Raw genomic sequence first — 17,471 nt, 5'->3', positions numbered from 1 at the left:
CTAAAAAATTTTGGAGATGTAAGATGAACAACTTACTGAAAAAAACAACAATATTTGCAGTCATGTCAGCATCACTATATGGCTGCGGTGGTCCTGATAGTGGTTATGAGCATCCTTTTATCAATGATAATGCGGTGGTATATAGCAATGAAGCCATCAGTCAAACATTTACAGAAGAATCAGGTGTACAACAAATTAATTTACTTGAAGGGGCGACTGTTAATGGCACTGCCTTAACGGTAGATAGTTCGACGTCCCCTATTCATATTCGAGAAATTGCATTTGTAGCCTCAAACGGAGAATTTGTTACCCCACAAAAACCGGGCTTTGCAGCAAACCAAACTGTATCACCTTTTACTTTTGCCGCAGATGGAGTGACGCTGTTAGTTGATACTGATGCCTTTTCTGAATCACTGAGAATGTGTGATACCACAGATGTACGTGGCGACACTAATCCAGACGGTACACCTAAAGGCAATGGCTCAAGAGATTTCCCCACGACCATCAGTTATACGATTAACTATATTGTGGATAATGGTTTTGAACTCGCTCCAGGAGCAAGTCCCCCTTTCCGTACCCTCAACTTAACACTAAATGCTATTAGTGACCCTGTTACTAACGTGCAAGCCTTTGACTTAAATGTAGCAACTGGTGATAGCAAGCCTATGTTGTCAGCTACCGCACCGGCTTACTCCTGTAATTCAGCACTGACCTACGCGATTGCCGATGAAGCAATAGCAACAGTGGATGCTGCAGGCTCTGTTACTGGAGTGGCGCGTGGCGAAACCACCATTACGGTGACTAGTGTTGAAAACCCTGAGCTATCAGCGACAGCAGTAATCAAAGTGACCTCTGGCTTTAACCTCAATATCGTTAGTCAGGATGTAAATGAACTCGGCGCGCCTTTAGGTACTAAGTCAGTTCCCACTTGTTCGGCGATAGGTGTCAGTGTTGAACCATCGATTGTGGCGGATACCTTAACGGGTGAATATGATTACTCTTGGGTATCAGAAAGTGCAGACGCCAACTTTTTAGGTGAACAAAGTGATGGAGCATTTGGTGCTACCGGTCAATTTTCCAATACTTTGGCGGCGGGAGAACAAGCTAAAATTAACGTAGGTTTTAGCAGTGGTTATACAGGTGCAACGGCTGCAGGAGATATTCTTGAGCAATCGGTTACCGTAACAGCGGAACGCAATTACGCCTGTGATCCCAACCCTAATGCTGAAGGGGCTGTGTTCTATGTATCAGACCTAGGCTTAAATAATGGTGGTTGGGGACCCAATGCTGCGCCTGTTGCTGAAGGTTTGGATGGTAATTCATTACGGATAAGCTCGACAAACAGTGGCGCAATGCGCGGTATAACAACCCAACAGCAATGGAACCAAGTGTATAACTTCCATGCTGCAACTTATGGACGTGGTGAAGCCTCAGTTGGCCGCAAGTTTAAATTTGCAGTATGGGCAAAACTTGGACAACTACCTTCAGATGAAGTGAAGTTAGATCACACCTTATTACCCTGGAACTGCACAGGTTGTGAAGGCTTGGCTAACTTCCCAGCGCGCTATGAAGCAGGCGTGCAAGGAGCAGTGTCGGCCGTATTGAAACCGACTACAGATTGGCAATTTGTTGAGTTTATCAATCCTCTCACTGGTACCAATGTATGGGAAGTCCCTGCCAACTGGAATCAAACGACTGTTGTATTCCAATTCTGGGATTTGTATGGCTTCGCTGATGGCGAAACCATTCTTCTCGATAACTACTCCATCGTTGAAGTTGAATAAGCTAGATAATCAAACATCCAGTTAATCAATAATTAGAAATAGTCACCCTTGCTGGGTGACTATGCATTGGAAAAACCATGAAACGATATTTAATACTTAGCACCTTTTGTATGTTAAGCCTTAGCGCTTGCGAATCCACAAGCGAGCAAACTAACACGCAAATTAAGCCAACCTTGCTGCAATCATCTGCCGATGATTGGGAATACGTAGCGGCGCTGTCAGATGAATTTAATACCACGCAAATTGATAGCGAGAAATGGGATAATGATCCTGGCAGTTGGGGCCCGTGGTCGTGGGAGACTGACAATACGTGGCAACAAGATGGCAATCTTAACATCCAGATTAACTACAAACCTCATACTGCTGAACGCCACGCCTATAAAAGCCATGGTAAAAAAGTGGAGACTGAACTGTATTACACCTCTGGCATCTTGCGATCTCACCAATATCAGGTTTATGGCTATTACGAAGCACGACTAAAGGGTATCCCCACCTACCCAGCTGCAAGTCCGGCATTTTGGATATATAGCTTAACTGAAGAAGTACAAGCATTAGGTTTGCGTGGTACTAAGGAAGGTGAACCTACCTATTCTGAAGTCGACATTATTGAACTTCAACAAGCGGAATGGGATAAAGCTCATCACACCTTTGAAGGACCAGAAGTGCTGGACATGAATCTGCACACTCGTGTCATAGAAAATGGCAAAGAAATCTGGAAGCGTCCAAATACTCATCCTGAATTAACCCGCAATAAAATACATGGCGATTTTGATCCCAGAGATGATTTTCATGTTTACGGTGCACAAGTTACACCAGAAAAAATCACTTGGTATTTAGATGGCAAAAAAGTGGCCGAAAAACCCAACGTTTATTGGCATCTACCCATGCATGTCACCTTATCGTTAGGTTTGCGTTTCCCCCATGTTAGCTATAACAACTGTCCTCCTGAATTTGTACGTTGTGCCGTGCCGAGCAAAGCGACGGCTGAGGGCTTTCCAAGCACTATGCAAGTGGATTGGGTACGTGTTTACAAACCGCGCCAATAAATATTTCTCTATTAAATGAGTGTTTGCAAAATGAATTTGTTATTTAAACCACTAAATATTCTATTACTCATGAGCCTCTCATGCGGAGTGTTAGCAAAAGAAATATTGCCATTATCAGATCCAAAAAACAGCCAAAACTGGCAGTTAAATCCAGAAGTCAGTGATGAATTCAATGGTACTGCTCTGGACGAGCTCAAATGGTTTGTGCAAGGTAAAGAGGCAAAGTTTTATCTGTGGAAAGGTCGAGCACCATCACAGTTTGCCCCGCATAACGTCAACTTAAGTGACGGCCTGTTGAAACTGACAACACAATGGCAACCCGATTATGCATTTGTCGGCACACCACCTGCTAAACAAGAAATAACAAGTTACGAAAATATCACCACAGCCGCCATTATCAGTAAAAAAACCTTTTTATATGGCTATATGGAAGTGCGGGTCAAAATTCCGGATGCGGCCATGACAGGTGCATTTTGGGGCACGGGTTATCAACAAGAATTAGATGTATTTGAGTTAATTGGCCGAGTTAAAACTGGCAGCCGCAATCCAGAAAGTACCTTTGTCACCTCTATTCACGATTGGCGCCCAGGGCATGCAGAGCAAAATAAAGTGTGGCGACATCCCCATAAAATGGCAGGCCGAACCGCAGATGCTTTCCATGTTTATGGTGTGGAATGGCTTAAAGATGGTTTGAAAATGTATTTAGACGGTGAATTAGTACATACCGTTAATCAAGCGGAAATGGGCGATAGCTGGTTACTCAACAACCCACTGGAATTATGGTTCGATTCAGAAGTATTTCCTTGGCATGGCATTCCCAGTAAAGAAGAATTACCAGTGGATTTTGAGATTGATTATGTGCGCATATGGCAAAAGCCGGACAGCAACTTACTCGCCCCTGCGTTTTATGGCTTTGAAGGGCCATATATCAGTGAAATGCGACAAATGCCTGAAGCTCGGGATCTGTATGCCAAGCAATGGTGGTTTGATAATGCCTCTGCCAAGCACTTTGCCATCACGGATTTTAACGAAAACAAATTTGCCAGTGGCCGCAAAAGTTTACGTTTTGTGCAAAACGCTGAACTTGCCCAAAATGAGGTCGTGGCGTTTTCGCCAGAAGGTTCGATTCGTTTAGATGAAGGCAACTATCAACTCACCTTTAAACTATGGAAAGAGCCACAATCTCAAGTCCAGAAAATAAACATCATATTAGAAAACCCCTGGTTAGTCTTATCACCCATTAATGTAAGCAACATCACACCTTCTCAATGGGTAGAAGTAAGCCTGCCCTTTGTCAGAACACAAGCGTCAAAACTTAATGATCGTATGCGAATTATCATCAAACAGGCCGATGCACCAGCAGGTACAAGTACCCTGTTTATTGATGATATCGCTATTAGTAAAATACCGCAGGAGGAATAATGAAATACCGCTCTTTAGCTGTTCAATTTGTGTGCTTAATGTTGTTGTTTACTGCCATAAACGCTAAAGCAAACAACGACAGTATTGTTGAGTTTAGTGTGCAAAAGAGTATCGGTTTTGAAGAGGTGCCATTGGTCCAAATTGAAGTCGAACTGTCTAAAACGCGAGACCTTCACGTTGCAGTGCAAAATATGGATGGTTGGCAAACCGTAAAACGTGCGATGAAGCGCGTGAATAAATCTGGCAAATATCATTTTGAAATACCGGTAGACAATTTAAAGCCCGGTCAGTACCGCATAGACGCCTATTTAACCCCCAAAGGTAAAGATTGGAATGACAGGTTGGGTGAAACCATTCATCAAGAATTACGTGTACTTAATCAAGCAAAACTGGTGGAGAGCGCAAATTTTAGCGCTAGAGATAAAGTGAAGATGGTTGATTTTCCCAAGCAGGTTATTGGCAAAGAGGATGTTAATTTAAGAGTGATTTTTGACATCACTGCCGCGCGGGATTTACACCTTAAACTTTTGAATAGTGACAATCAGCAAGAGTTAGGTGCGTTGAAATTTCCGGTTACCACACCGGGAGATATGAGCTTGCCTTTAACCAATATGACCGATGATTTTCCGCCAGGAAACTATAGCTGGGTTATCTATTTATCTGAAACAGGTAAAACAACTCCCATCGTTGAAAAATATGGTAAATATTTCATTTTAAAAGCAGCTCAATAGTATGGTGGCGTTAAAATTTTATGTTTGAAATCAATCCTAAACTACAACAAAAAGCCTATCGTTTAGGCCACGAACAAACCCCATTGTTTGTGGTGGATGATGTCATGTTGGATTATAGCGATGCGCAAAAAGAAGCATGCTCAATTGCCTATTCAAGCGATAAAAATAAGATTGGCGCTTATTACCCTGGGGTTCGTGCTCCTGTGGGAGAAGCCTACGGTATGGCAGTACTACGTTATTCCTTGGACGTGTTCTATCACTTTTTTCAAGTACCTAAAGCACTAAGCTTGTTTCCTAAAAATGGCAGTTATTCACTTATAACCCAGCAACCACAAAACATGGACTTGTTGCAGTGTATTCCGCATTTTGACAATAACGATACATTCAATTTTGCCATGATCCACTATCTTAACGACGGTGATTTTGGCGGAACGGGGTTTTATCGACATAAACCAACAGGTTATGAAAATATTACTCAGGGTCGTCGGCAGCACTATTTACAATCGGCGCAAGCTTTTATTGATCATGCAGGCCAGCCAAAACAGCAATACTTTACCGAGAGTAATGAGCATTTTGAACTGATCCATAAGGTGGATTATAAACCCAACCGCTTATTAATTTACCCCGCAACTATTTTACATTCTGCCTACATTGATAATCCCAAACATGATGTCAATAACGACCCTAAAACCGGCAGATTATCAGCCAATTTTTTTATCGAATTTAAACAAGCATAAGTATCGATAACCAATATTGAGCAACTAACAAAAAAGTTTGCGATTTAAGAACGTAGATTTTTTACGTTCTTTTACCTTGCAACAAATTTACCTTCCAACTCGTTGGTTAATTTACACAAACTAAAATCATCGCCTAGATGATGAAAGGCATAATTTAAATGATAAAACAAACCTTACTCAGATCTATTCTTTTATCCCTGTTTTTATTTTTAACCGCTTGTAGTGGAGGGGGAGAAGACCAAGAAGAAACTGCCGTTTGTACAAACGGTGGTACTGATTACCCAAGCTGCACTGCACCTGTATGTGCAAACGGAGGTACTGATTACCCAACTTGCACTGCACCTGTGTGTGCAAACGGTGGTACTGACTATCCAACTTGTACTGCACCTGTTTGTGCAAATGGTGGTACTGACTATCCAACTTGCACTGCACCTGCATGTGCAAACGGTGGCACTGATTATCCAACTTGCACTGCACCTGTTTGTGCAAACGGTGGTACTGATTATCCAACTTGTACCTTACCTTTTTGCGCCATAGCGGGTATTGAACATCCCGATTGCGTCGATGCTTCATTGCCTGAATTTTTAGTTGAAAGCGATTTTTTCAACGACACCTCATCTTCTATCCCTGTTGAGCGTCAAATGACCTTAGTTAATGAGCCAGGCGATGATTCTAGCAATTTACAAACACTCATTAATCAACTCAACGCTCAAGGAGGTGGAAACATAACACTGCCCGCATCGCCAGATCCTGAGTGGGTGCTCGGTGAAATAAAACTCGCTTCCAATGTACATATTATTGTTGAGCCAGCGGTAGTCATTAAACCTAAGCGCTTTACTTATAATGGCCCGCTATTTCACCTTGGTTATGATGGAGGTCCCTACATTCGCAACGTCAGCATTCGGTCAAGCTCTGCTACAGAGCAGTTCACCATTGATATGTCTGACCTTTCTGACGATTTGTATATTCTTGACGAAGAGCCGCCAAGACTGGTGCCCTTTAGTGTTAAACACGTAGAAAATTTTATGCTCAGCGGTGTTTATGTTATCGATAAGGGCACAGTCCACTCTTCGGTTAATCTAGTACCAAGTAAAACCGACGGAATATGGGCCGGTGCAAGCAATGGTTTAGTAAAAGACATCACTGTCATCAATGCGCATGGTGGCTATGGCGCAGTGCAAGTTCGAGTGGGCGAAAATGTGTTTTTCAAAAACATTGAATCACTTGGTGGTGGCGCTACCTTACGAATTGAGACAGATGCAGTGAGTGCATCTGGTGGGCAAGCTCCCTTAGAGATATCTAAGATCGCAGACATTTTTGGCTATAACATCAAGTGTAAAAATGGCAATGCGGCTGTGATGATCCAACCCTGGGGCGCCACAAACGGCCGCTTCGACGTGCAAAAAATCGCGGCAGATAGCTGCGGAGCGGCGGTACGTATCGATAGAGCCTTTGTTGACTGGCAAACCTCTAGTGGGCAATTTACTAATCCCGACAATTTACCTGTCGGGAGTTTTTCCGCTGATTCTCGCATCACCGATGTAACAACAATCTATGGAACTAATGCCCAAGTAAAACAAGGTACCCTGCCCTTTGTACCTTGTGAGTTGCGCTACTTATGGCTTGCTGACGCTATACCCTATATGGAAACCTTTCATCAAGGACCAAGCATCAGTCCATTACTGTATGCGGCCAGCAGCACCACCATAGACGATCCCCGTTTTTACTCAATCATGGTACCGAGTGAACAAGAATTGCGAGAAAAATCAACAGGCTTCCCGAGTGCCTCTAAAACAATTAGCCGTGATAATGAAAAGCTATTTGCATGTGATTAGGCCAGATGATGAAATAATGCCACACATTTAAACATCATATGTTTTGCAACATACTATTTACATAAGTTTGTTTGTAAAGTAATCTCTTAACATTATTTTACTGCCCTCAGGATACTCTTATGGACAGACGTAAAGCCCTAAAACTTATTGCATCAAGCTTAGCGGTGAGTGGTGTAGCTTGTACTAACACAATCAAACCAAATGTTAATAGTGCAAATAAAAACTTGCCATCTAACACGCGTGATAAGTGGCAAAACACCCATAACAGAACGTGGTTGGGCGGCGAATACTGGTCTAATCCAATGGAAGACTGGCATTTAGTGGATGGCGCTGCCGAATGTAAAAGCATTAATGGCAATCGCACTGTGCACTCATTAACCCATAGGTTAGAAAACACCAATCAATCCTTTCAAATGTCCACATCTGTACAGGCGATTGGTGGGCTAAGTTATAGTGGCGGAGCAGGATTTCGCTTAGGTGTTAACAATGAGGTTAACGACTATCGCAGTAGTTGTTTTGTACAAAAAGGCTTAGATGTTGGCATTATCGGTAATGAATTAGAAATTGCTGGAAAAAGAACTCCACTTTCCGGCGTTTACAGCAGCAACGACGTGATCAATTTGTCTTTAACGGGCAAACCTCAGGCTGGTGCAATGAAACTGTCATTGACCGCAATCCTTGCCGCCACAAATGAGCGCATTGGCCAAATGACATTGATTGTTCCCGCTGCCCACCTATTTGGCAATGTCGCCTTAGTCAGTAATTTTAAAGTAAGCTCTCACCCCAAAGAGCTAAGCCCACGTAACCGTTATCGTTTTTCCAATTGGCAAATGCAAGGTGATGCCTTTGTGGTCACGCCGACCAACAAGTTTGGCCCCATTCTGTGGTCCATGTATTCATTAAATGATACCCGCACCGCTGAAGGCTTTGTATTAAAACTCAGTGCTTTTACTGGGCCAATGGGCCATGACGATAATCAATTTGTGCAGTTGCAAATTAAACAGGATGGTAAATGGCGTAGCCATGGGCAAAGCCAATTAGATCCCGATGCTTGGGTTGCCACATTTAGAATAGCAAACTGGAACGCGCAATCAGACAGTCAATTTCGTGTTGTTTATCAAGAAAAACACCAAGATGGCAGTGAAACGCCCGATGTATGGGAAGGACTCATAAAAGCTAACCCGCAAAGCAAACAGTTAAAAATGGCGGCCTTAACTTGCCAGAATGACTACAGTTTTCCTTATACGCCGGTTGAACAAAATGTGCGGGCCTTGCAACCTGATATCGTATTTTTTTCCGGTGATCAAATTTACGAAAGTCATGGTGGCTTTGGCATCGTCAGAGCGCCTTTTGAGTCAGCTATTGAAAACTATTTAAGAAAATTTTATCAGTTTGGCTGGGCATTTAGAGAGGTGATGCGCAACCAACCGACTATTTGTTTACCCGATGATCATGACGTATTACAAGGTAATTTGTGGGGCGAAGGTGGTGTCCTCAAAAAAGACCCAGACAGCGATCCGACAGCCTCCTTAACAGGCGGCTATATCGAAACCGCGCGTTTTGTTAATGCTGTGCATCGCACTTGCACCAGCCATCACCCTGATCCTTATGACACCACTCTCTCTGTCGATGGGATCGGTACCTATTACAGCGATATGGTATATGGCAATGTCGGTTTTGCTATTTTAGCAGACAGACAATGGAAAAATGGCCCCGAGCAGGCCGGTGTGGTTGTTGGCGAAACCGGTGTAGGTGAATCTCCGACGTCAATTAATCCAGCCATCAATCCACCCAATTCACAATTATTGGGTGAAAAACAAGAAGCGTTTCTGGATAAATGGGCGACGGACTGGCGCGGTCACAAATTAAAGGCGGTGTTAAGTCAAACCGTGTTTGCCGGTATTTCAACTCATCAACCTACGCCAGAACGCTATTTGAAATACGATTTTGATAGCAGCGGTTGGCCAGCTCCAGCCCGAGATCGTGCGGTAAGCATCATGCGCAAATCGAAAGCCTTACATATTTGTGGTGATACTCATCTGGGCTCATTAGCCCAATATGGTGTCGAACAACAAAGAGACAGTAATTGGTCTTTTTGTACCCCAGCGATTTCAGCCGGTTGGCCAAGATGGTGGCTACCCGACCAGGTAGGCATACCCCACCAAAACCGACCTTCTCATGGTCTGCCACAAACCGGTGAATTTCTTGATAGCTTTGGCAACAAAATGTATGTGTATGCGGTGGGTGTTCCCGAAGTTGGCAAATCACCTAATCGTTATATCCAAGCCCATGAAAAAGGCAGCGGTTTTGGTTTTATTATTTTTGATACCGAAAAACTAAGCTACACCCTGCATGCCTACCGCTATTTAGTGGATGTCAGCAAAAATGACAGTGATAAGCAGTTTCCGGGTTGGCCAGTGACTATTCATCAAGATGAAAACCAAGGCCACAATCGACTTGAATCGGTTTAATACACCTTTCTATAGAGAACAATCATGCATAAAAAAACAACTTATTGGGCACTGTCAGCATTTGTATCCTTACTTTTATTAGCCTGTTCTGAGCAAAGTAAACAAGCTAGCGCAAAGCACGAGGCATTGGTAACGGTTAAATCGGATAATTTGTACGAGCAACAAGCCAAGGAAAAAATCCAGACGCTTGAAGGTTTGATGTCTGAAGCAAACAGCAAAAATATCGATGTAACACGTGAAGAAACGGTTATTTGGTTTGCTAAAGAATTCCTAAAATTTGCTAACTGGGATGAGTCAAACCGCGAAAGTGTTGCTTACATGTTTGAGCAGTACGCCCCCTATAAAGCGGATAAAGATAAAATGGCCGATGAACTGCCGGATTTTGAGCGGCAAAAAGTAATTGAAATTTTGGATGGGGGCATACAAGAACTGACGAGCGTGCTCAGTGGCGAGATCCAGCGCCGCCCCGTTAATAAAGTCGACTGGCAAAACATTGTGGTTGGCGACAACATGTTATTAAGCAACGGCCGACCTATTTTTCTGTACGACTATTTTTCCAAATCCGTTGGTCGCCCCTTGACCGACACGGCAGTGTATAACGACCATCTTGGTGCGATTTTTCACGGTGGTGAAAACCTTTATCCAGTAGATCACGATAGAGCAATCAACTCGTTTTTGTTAAAAGAAGACGGCAGCTTTGATGCTGAACTGATGTCAGAAGTAACCGATATTTCCAACGAGAACGTGGGGTTTTTGATTTACTGGAACATGGGTATCCCAGAATGGGTCGAAAAACGTGAACCAGAAGTCAGAAAGGGCCGTTCATTATTCACTGGTTACGATATTGATAACCCCTTAGTAAGAGACGTTTGGGGTAAAATTGCACAAAAAACCGGAGAATTGACCAAAGGCAAAAAAGTCACGCAACTGGGTTACATTCTCGCTAACGAACCCCATTGGTTTTCTGAAACCGATCACTGGACTAAAGGCTTTGATGAGATGCAAGCCATCTCTTCTTATACGCTGAACAAATTCCGCCAGTGGCTAGATAAAACCTATAACAGCAACATCGCGGATTTAAACAAAAATTGGTCTGCAACGTTCAGCAGCTTCGACCATGTAGAAATCCAGATCCCAATCGACAAATCCACACGTGGCACCCCCATTTGGTACGACTGGGCGCGCTTTAATATGTTTCGCTCAACAGACTGGTTTAGCTATTTACAAGGCGAATTACAAAAGGGCAATCCAGGCGCAGACACCCACATCAAAATTATGCCTGATATGTACAGCGAAAATAATCGCTCTCATGGTATCGACGCAGAATCTTTTGTTGAACTGACCACCATGATAGGCAACGACGCCAAAACACGCGAAAGTCGTCGTTTGAATACCAACAAACCAGAAAAGTGGGAGTCGCATTACGCTTATTTCTGGGAAGAAATGAGTATGTCCTATGATTTCATGGAATCGGTGGGACCTAACAAAATCCACATCAATTCAGAATCGCACTTCTTATCTGCCTCATGGTGGAGAAAACTAGATACCTCAGTGGACTATGTAGATAGCGTCTATTGGCTCGCCACCTTACAAGGTATGGATGCCAGCATGGCGTGGTTTTGGGCTAGAGATCCAGATGGTTCACCCGAAGATCGACTGGAAGGCACGTTAAACTTTTTTGACCCTGCCCTAGCTGGCTCATTTGCCGGCTCGGTAAATCAGCAGCCGCATATCGCCAACGCCTACACCCAAGTGATGTACGACTTAAATAGTTTTTCTGAAGAAGTCATCGCACTGCGTCAACAACGGCGCCCACTGCGTTTGTTCCACTCAGAAACCTCCGCTATCAACAAGCCTTACCATATGTCTGAGCAATTTAGCATGTATGAAAAGCTGTTTTTTGAAGGTTTCCCCGTGGGCTTTGCGACCGAAAATATTATTAAAAAACAAGATAATACCCTGTGGGATGCGATTTTGGTTTACCGCACTGAATTTGTCACCGAGTCTGAATTAAAGGCTTTGCAAAGCTATCTTGATAATGGCGGCACGGTGATTGTAGATAGTGCGCTGAGCCTAAGTAAAAACGAATATGGCCAAGTGCATAAATTTGCTTTATCACAAGCCAAAGGCAAGTTAATCGTACTGGATGGCAAATCCGCTATTGAGAAAATTCGTGACCTTGCCCTCGAGCAAGTTGCTGCGGGTAGGCCTGATATTGTGCTAACAGAAGACAACGGTAGCGAGCACAAAGGCTGTACTTGGCGCGTGGTGAAAAATCCAAATGGCAGTTACCTTGTGAGTATTCTCAATATTGGTAAAGACAAAGCCAATCTTAAGCTCAGTTTAAAAAATGGAAAGTCAGTATCCCTCACCAACATGCTAACCGGCCAACCTATGGCGGCTGAGTTTGAGCTTAAGTCTAAAGGTGTAACCCTACTTGAGGTCAACGCGCTTTAGTCTGTTCATCAAAAGCAATACAGCCCTTTCTACTGTCGGCTGTATTGCTTTATTTTTTGCTTAGGGTCGAAAGCCGAGCACGAGTACTGAACTATGTCAGCAACTGCGCCCCAACTAAGCCAAAGTTCTTTAAATAAAAACCCCATTAAACAAAAATCACACTTACAAGCTAATAAGGCAAATAACATGTCAAACAATCGAAACAAATTCAGGGGCTGGCAACTAGCCAGTATATCTGCCCTATTTTGCTTACCACTTACAGCAAACGCTGAGGTATTACCTTTATCAGATCAACAAAATTTAGGTCAGTGGAAGTTAAACACAGAGGTAAGTGATGAATTTAACGACGACACAATTGATGAGGAGCGTTGGTATATTGTGGGTAAACTTCAAGACGGCAAACCTGTTTACCAACACCCAGACAAACCTAATAAAAAAGTATGGAAAGGCCGTGCCCCTTCACAATTTTCAGGACAGAATTACCGCTTAGAAAACGGAAAATTAATACTGGAAACTCGCTGGGAGCCTGACTTCCCTTTCGAAAAAGAAATTCACAAACCCGTATTTGGCGATGCTTTAAAATATGAAAATCTAACCACAGCCTGTTTTATCGGGCGTAAAGAGTTTAAGTACGGTTATATCGAAATAAAAAGTAAGGCAGCGGATGCTGAAGTGTCCAGCGCCTTTTGGGCAATGGGTGAAAAATTAGAAATCGATTTTTACGAACAATTTGGCGATGCCAAAGATCCAAACAAAGACCATCTTGATAGCGAGTTATGGTGGTCAATCCGTGACTGGAGCACCTTAGTCAAAGGCAAACCTACCTACACCGAACGCAAAGATTTAGGTTTTCGGGTGGCTGATGATTTCCATGTTTATGGCTTTGAGTGGGATGAAAGTGGCGTAAAGTATTACGTGGATGGCAAACTATTTTCCGAGGTATCTGCACAGGAAGTAACAAAATTTGCCAGAGAAAATCGTGAAGTGCCTGCTGATTATGATGGCTATGTGGCTGTTCGTCCTATCAGTCTTTGGTTAGATCAAGAAACCTTCCCGTGGCATGGCGTTCCAGAAAGTAAAGCCGATCTGGAACGAAACAGTCCACAAGGTAAAAAAGACGATGGTATAGTCGATTATGAAATCGAATATGTGCGAGTATGGCAAAAGTAACTGTGTCTATACTGGGGTTTTAACTTGGATTTTTACGAGGGCGACTTTTCCCTGCCTAAAATGCATAAAACAAAGGCAAGAGTTAGACAATGCTCAATAATTATTTAGGAACCTGTACATGTTAAAACCCCTCCTCGCTACCCTACTATGTTTGCTGGCTAATATATCGGTGGCTAATACCCATGATGTGTATTTTGGTACCTCAGGTAAATTAACCAAGGGTATCTACCACGCGGTGTTTGACGACGAAACGGGCAAACTTTCGCCAGCAAATTTGGTGGTGCAAGTTAATGGCTCGAATTTTATGGCGATGGATGTGGCTAAATCACATTTGTATGTACTTGATGGCGCAGCCCATGTGCTTGCCTATAAAATAGAAAAAGATGCAGGTCTTACTTTATTAAACTCAGTTGACATAGGTGATGGCGGCGGAGCCCATATTTCACTCCACCCATCCGGCAAATTTTTACTGACCGCCCAATATGGTGGAGGTTCGCTTGCTGTTTTCCTTATCATTGAAAACGGCAAACTTGGCGAACGTTCACAGTTAATTGATCACCAGGGAGGGTCGAAGATCGTTGGTAATCGTCAAGATAGCCCACATCCTCATTGGACTGGGTACTCGCCAGACGGTCAATACGCTTTTGTGCCTGACTTGGGGCTCGATAAAATCGTGGTGTATAAAATCGACCTTGATACGGTTACGGTAAAAAGCCATGGCACTATCGACGCACTTGCTGGTGCCGGCCCGCGCCACATGAGATTTTCAGCCGATGGACAGTTTATCTACTTGCTGAATGAATTGAGTTTATCGGTTACGACTTTCAAATACGACGCAGCTCATGGCACCGCCACGCGCTTAAGTACAACTCAAGCCTTGACCCAGCAAACCAAGGATAAAGAAATGTTCAATTCTTCGTCTGAAATACTGGTGCACCCAAATGGCAACTTCATTTATTCAGCAAACCGTGGTCATGATTCGGTCACTGTATATCACGCAGATCCAAACACAGGAAAATTAGACCTTAAAGAAGTCGAGGCAATTCGCGGCTCGTGGCCGCGCAATATTAATTTGGATCCTAGTGGCAAATGGCTGTTAGCCGCAGGCGCCCATTCCAATACCATTTCTGTGTTTCAAATCGACCAAAATAATGGTGAACTAACGTTTCAAACCAATGGGATCATCAGTGTTCCAGGGCCGATTTGTATTTTATTTGGCAAGGCTAACCAATAGGCATAAATTCAATTTAATGGCCGTTGCGGCCATTAAAAACGAGGCTTTAAGGGTTTTTAGTTAATTTTTCAAACATCTCGAAAAAGTTAAACTAATCCTGATCAGCTAGGTGTTCTCCAAAATTTTCAACGCCATAGATGTAGTTACGTCGAAGGTCATATAACGGTAACTTCGGTTTCACGCCCAAAGCGGACGAAACGAATTATTGAATAGAACGACAAAAATACTGACCGATTGAACTCACAGCCAAGTGCAGACAAGCTGAGCTGTTCAGTGAACGATCCCAATTAGAAGATTGCAGACAGCCAAAATTTTAATCTCAGTTGCAAATTTGATCGTTAATTAGCTGACCGCTGATTTTGGTTTAGTTGATTGTTTGAAGTCAAAGAGGTGTCATTTTTTCGGCTTATTCCTCTCTCTGTGTGCAACTCCGCATTTGCCTCACCTCCTAATAAAATAACAACGATATTAGCTAAAAAATTGGTAAGTATTTATACCGGTGCTATATTTGCAGTCGATACAGCGAAGGTAATAATAATAACCTAAGCTAATCGAGAGTAAATATTTTTACATATCAATATGTAGGTATATTACTAAACATGGTGATTTGAAATAAGGACTTTACAATGAACAATTCAATTATGAAAAAAATATTATGTTCTTTCATCTTAATATTTAGCGTCTGTACAAATGTTTTTGCTTTATGTGGTGGAAGTTCCACTTCATCAACCTCTGAACCTAACAGCACTAGCCCTGGTACACCATCTCCATCTCCCGCACCTCCAGCCCCTTGTGTTATAGTTGTAAAGAAGACGACAATGGGAGCGGTAATTCTTGAATGGAGCGCTCCATTAAATACTGCTACACGCTATTCTGTTCAAAGAAGAATAGCTTCCTCAAGTTGGAGTGATTTACCGCAAAATACTAAGCAAATAAAGAGAGATGGAACAACATTGGCTCAGTATATTGATTCAAATCCTCCTAAAACGAGTGGTATACAATATAGAACTAGGAGTTGTGGCATCTTAATAGGTGGTTGTCTTTATTCTAATCCAAGTAGTTCTATTACTGTCTCAACTTATAATAGAAACACATCTGATTCAAACAGTAACAGTATTCGTGATGATGCTGAATCTCTAGCTGACTTTTTCCACACAGTGGGAAGTAACAATCATACATATCTTTTACACTATGCGTATTACTTGCAAAGGTTAGTTGATAATAGTTATGGGCCTTCAAATGATATGAGATACGATTATTGGAATATGTCCCATGCTTTAATTTGTTTACAAGGGGCAGCAGGCATAAGTGAAGTCACCGGTACGTTGCTCGATAATGAGAATGCAGTTAGACGCTATGTTTCAGCACAAAACGCTTATTCAAATTCTAGCTACAGTGTCAATATAGGGCCTATGACTTGTAATATCTCAACAAGCACTTCCAATATGGCTTCTTATGTAAAAAGTGAACTGGAGAAATCAGCTTTTTTTGAAACAACGCAGGGTGATAACGTTGAAAAAAAGAGTGAAAATTTAGGATTGTCTGATGACCTTGCTGTCCTGAATGCAACCTCATCTAGTGGTTTCAAATTCGTGATTTATGTCAACGGAATGCTAACTGATAGACCGGCAGCGGACGCAAATCTTGCACATATAAAAAAGGTTTTTAACGATTATGGCGCAAATGTGAGCATTTCGTTAACACATAATTATAGTGAAGGTGCATTTGATGCAATTCAAGCTTTCAAGCAATATGTGAATTCTCCAAATGACAATTCAGGATGGTTTCTAGCTCTGGCTGATGTGACAAGATTTAATTTAGGTCTACAAACAAAAAATATTCCCATCTCTTTTATCACAGATTATCTCGCTTCGATTGACTTTTCTGACTACAAAGACGGAGATGACATGACAAGACTTTACAGTGATATTAACGTGAGGATTCCACAAGGTGATGTTGTTTTACTCGCGCATTCGCAAGGCAATTTTTTTGCCAATGAAGTATGGGAAAAAGTGAATAACCTTAATCAAGGGAAGGCAGAAAGGTTTCTGAGAATATATGGATTGGGTTCTCCAGCAAGTTATATTCCCCGCAATTAGTATTATTATACCAACTACACAGACAAGATAATAAACTCAATTAGAAATTTGGGTCATATTGAGCCATTACCCTACAATATTAATATTTCTTCAGATGATATTACGGGTCACTCGCTAATCAAAACTTATTTAAAAGAAGGGGCAAGCCACACAAATAATACTATTTCAAGAATATTAACGTATTTTGATGAAATGCAACCTGAACAAACAAATTCAAGTTGCCAAGATTCAACTAACAACTACTATTCCGGTAATTCATATAGAAATTATAACCCTTCTACTTCTACATCAGGATATAACGGCATTCTTAATATTTATATTGACGCTTTGTCAGAACCTGATAGCTTTCAAATATTAGATAAGAATAATAAAGTGATTTTCAGTACATCACTCATAGCTTACGTTCATCGTTTCACTCTCGCTTACAATTACAATATTCATGGCACTCTTAAGATACTTGTTACAGCCGCTAACTTTTCTGCAGG

At 42.3% G+C, this 17,471-nt stretch carries 12 protein-coding genes; all 12 read left to right on the top strand.

Annotation, left to right across the window (positions count from 1 at the left end; translation table 11 throughout):
• The first annotated feature begins 23 nt into the window (after positions 1-23).
• Positions 24-1,784, top strand: coding sequence for an Ig-like domain-containing protein (locus tag AX660_RS08870; RefSeq protein WP_068375706.1), 1,761 nt, complete (start codon positions 24-26; stop codon positions 1,782-1,784).
• 77 nt (positions 1,785-1,861) lie between these two features.
• Positions 1,862-2,830, top strand: a complete 969-nt coding sequence (locus AX660_RS08865; RefSeq protein WP_068375704.1) for a family 16 glycosylhydrolase — start codon at positions 1,862-1,864, stop codon at positions 2,828-2,830.
• Positions 2,831-2,860: 30 nt separating this feature from the next.
• Positions 2,861-4,252, top strand: a complete 1,392-nt coding sequence (locus AX660_RS08860) for a family 16 glycosylhydrolase (RefSeq protein ID WP_162266412.1) — start codon at positions 2,861-2,863, stop codon at positions 4,250-4,252.
• A complete protein-coding gene (locus AX660_RS08855; RefSeq protein WP_068375702.1) occupies positions 4,252-4,983 on the top strand; it encodes a hypothetical protein in 732 nt (243 codons plus the stop codon). Before AX660_RS08860 ends, AX660_RS08855 begins: the two co-directional genes overlap by 1 nt.
• 20 nt (positions 4,984-5,003) lie before the next feature.
• Positions 5,004-5,720 (top strand): DUF6445 family protein, encoded by a 717-nt coding sequence (locus tag AX660_RS08850; RefSeq protein ID WP_068375699.1) that lies wholly within the window; start codon positions 5,004-5,006, stop codon positions 5,718-5,720.
• A 158-nt stretch (positions 5,721-5,878) separates the two neighbouring features.
• Complete coding sequence (locus AX660_RS08845) at positions 5,879-7,555, top strand: hypothetical protein (RefSeq protein WP_068375697.1); 1,677 nt, start codon at positions 5,879-5,881, stop codon at positions 7,553-7,555.
• Positions 7,556-7,674: 119 nt separating this feature from the next.
• Complete coding sequence (locus AX660_RS08840; protein WP_068375694.1) at positions 7,675-10,026, top strand: alkaline phosphatase D family protein; 2,352 nt, start codon at positions 7,675-7,677, stop codon at positions 10,024-10,026.
• Between the two features lie 24 nt (positions 10,027-10,050).
• Positions 10,051-12,483, top strand: a complete 2,433-nt coding sequence (locus tag AX660_RS08835) for an alpha-amylase family protein (RefSeq protein ID WP_068375692.1) — start codon at positions 10,051-10,053, stop codon at positions 12,481-12,483.
• 186 nt (positions 12,484-12,669) lie between these two features.
• Positions 12,670-13,653: a family 16 glycosylhydrolase gene (locus AX660_RS08830; protein WP_082768866.1), complete on the top strand. Its 984-nt coding sequence runs from the start codon at positions 12,670-12,672 to the stop codon at positions 13,651-13,653.
• Positions 13,654-13,771: 118 nt separating this feature from the next.
• Complete coding sequence (locus AX660_RS08825) at positions 13,772-14,887, top strand: lactonase family protein (protein ID WP_068375690.1); 1,116 nt, start codon at positions 13,772-13,774, stop codon at positions 14,885-14,887.
• A 626-nt stretch (positions 14,888-15,513) separates the two neighbouring features.
• Positions 15,514-16,986: a hypothetical protein gene (locus tag AX660_RS08820; RefSeq protein WP_131811777.1), complete on the top strand. Its 1,473-nt coding sequence runs from the start codon at positions 15,514-15,516 to the stop codon at positions 16,984-16,986.
• A 48-nt stretch (positions 16,987-17,034) separates the two neighbouring features.
• Positions 17,035-17,471: hypothetical protein (locus tag AX660_RS23295; protein ID WP_162266411.1), on the top strand; the 437-nt coding region annotated here is incomplete at its 3' end.

The sequence above is a fragment of the Paraglaciecola hydrolytica genome, assembly GCF_001565895.1.
GTDB lineage: Bacteria > Pseudomonadota > Gammaproteobacteria > Enterobacterales > Alteromonadaceae > Paraglaciecola > Paraglaciecola hydrolytica.
This window is presented reverse-complemented; position numbering and strand designations above follow the sequence as displayed.

Bases quoted from the DNA above. Each gene is read 5' to 3' on its own strand.
- AX660_RS08850 (WP_068375699.1), top strand. From the start codon at position 5,004: ATGTTTGAAATCAATCCTAAACTACAACAAAAAGCCTATCGTTTAGGC.
- AX660_RS08855 (WP_068375702.1), top strand. From the start codon at position 4,252: ATGAAATACCGCTCTTTAGCTGTTCAATTTGTGTGCTTAATGTTGTTG.
- AX660_RS08840 (WP_068375694.1), top strand. From the start codon at position 7,675: ATGGACAGACGTAAAGCCCTAAAACTTATTGCATCAAGCTTAGCGGTG.
- AX660_RS08870 (WP_068375706.1), top strand. From the start codon at position 24: ATGAACAACTTACTGAAAAAAACAACAATATTTGCAGTCATGTCAGCA.
- AX660_RS08845 (WP_068375697.1), top strand. From the start codon at position 5,879: ATGATAAAACAAACCTTACTCAGATCTATTCTTTTATCCCTGTTTTTA.
- AX660_RS08830 (WP_082768866.1), top strand. From the start codon at position 12,670: ATGTCAAACAATCGAAACAAATTCAGGGGCTGGCAACTAGCCAGTATA.
- AX660_RS08860 (WP_162266412.1), top strand. From the start codon at position 2,861: ATGAATTTGTTATTTAAACCACTAAATATTCTATTACTCATGAGCCTC.
- AX660_RS08825 (WP_068375690.1), top strand. From the start codon at position 13,772: ATGTTAAAACCCCTCCTCGCTACCCTACTATGTTTGCTGGCTAATATA.
- AX660_RS08835 (WP_068375692.1), top strand. From the start codon at position 10,051: ATGCATAAAAAAACAACTTATTGGGCACTGTCAGCATTTGTATCCTTA.
- AX660_RS08820 (WP_131811777.1), top strand. From the start codon at position 15,514: ATGAACAATTCAATTATGAAAAAAATATTATGTTCTTTCATCTTAATA.
- AX660_RS08865 (WP_068375704.1), top strand. From the start codon at position 1,862: ATGAAACGATATTTAATACTTAGCACCTTTTGTATGTTAAGCCTTAGC.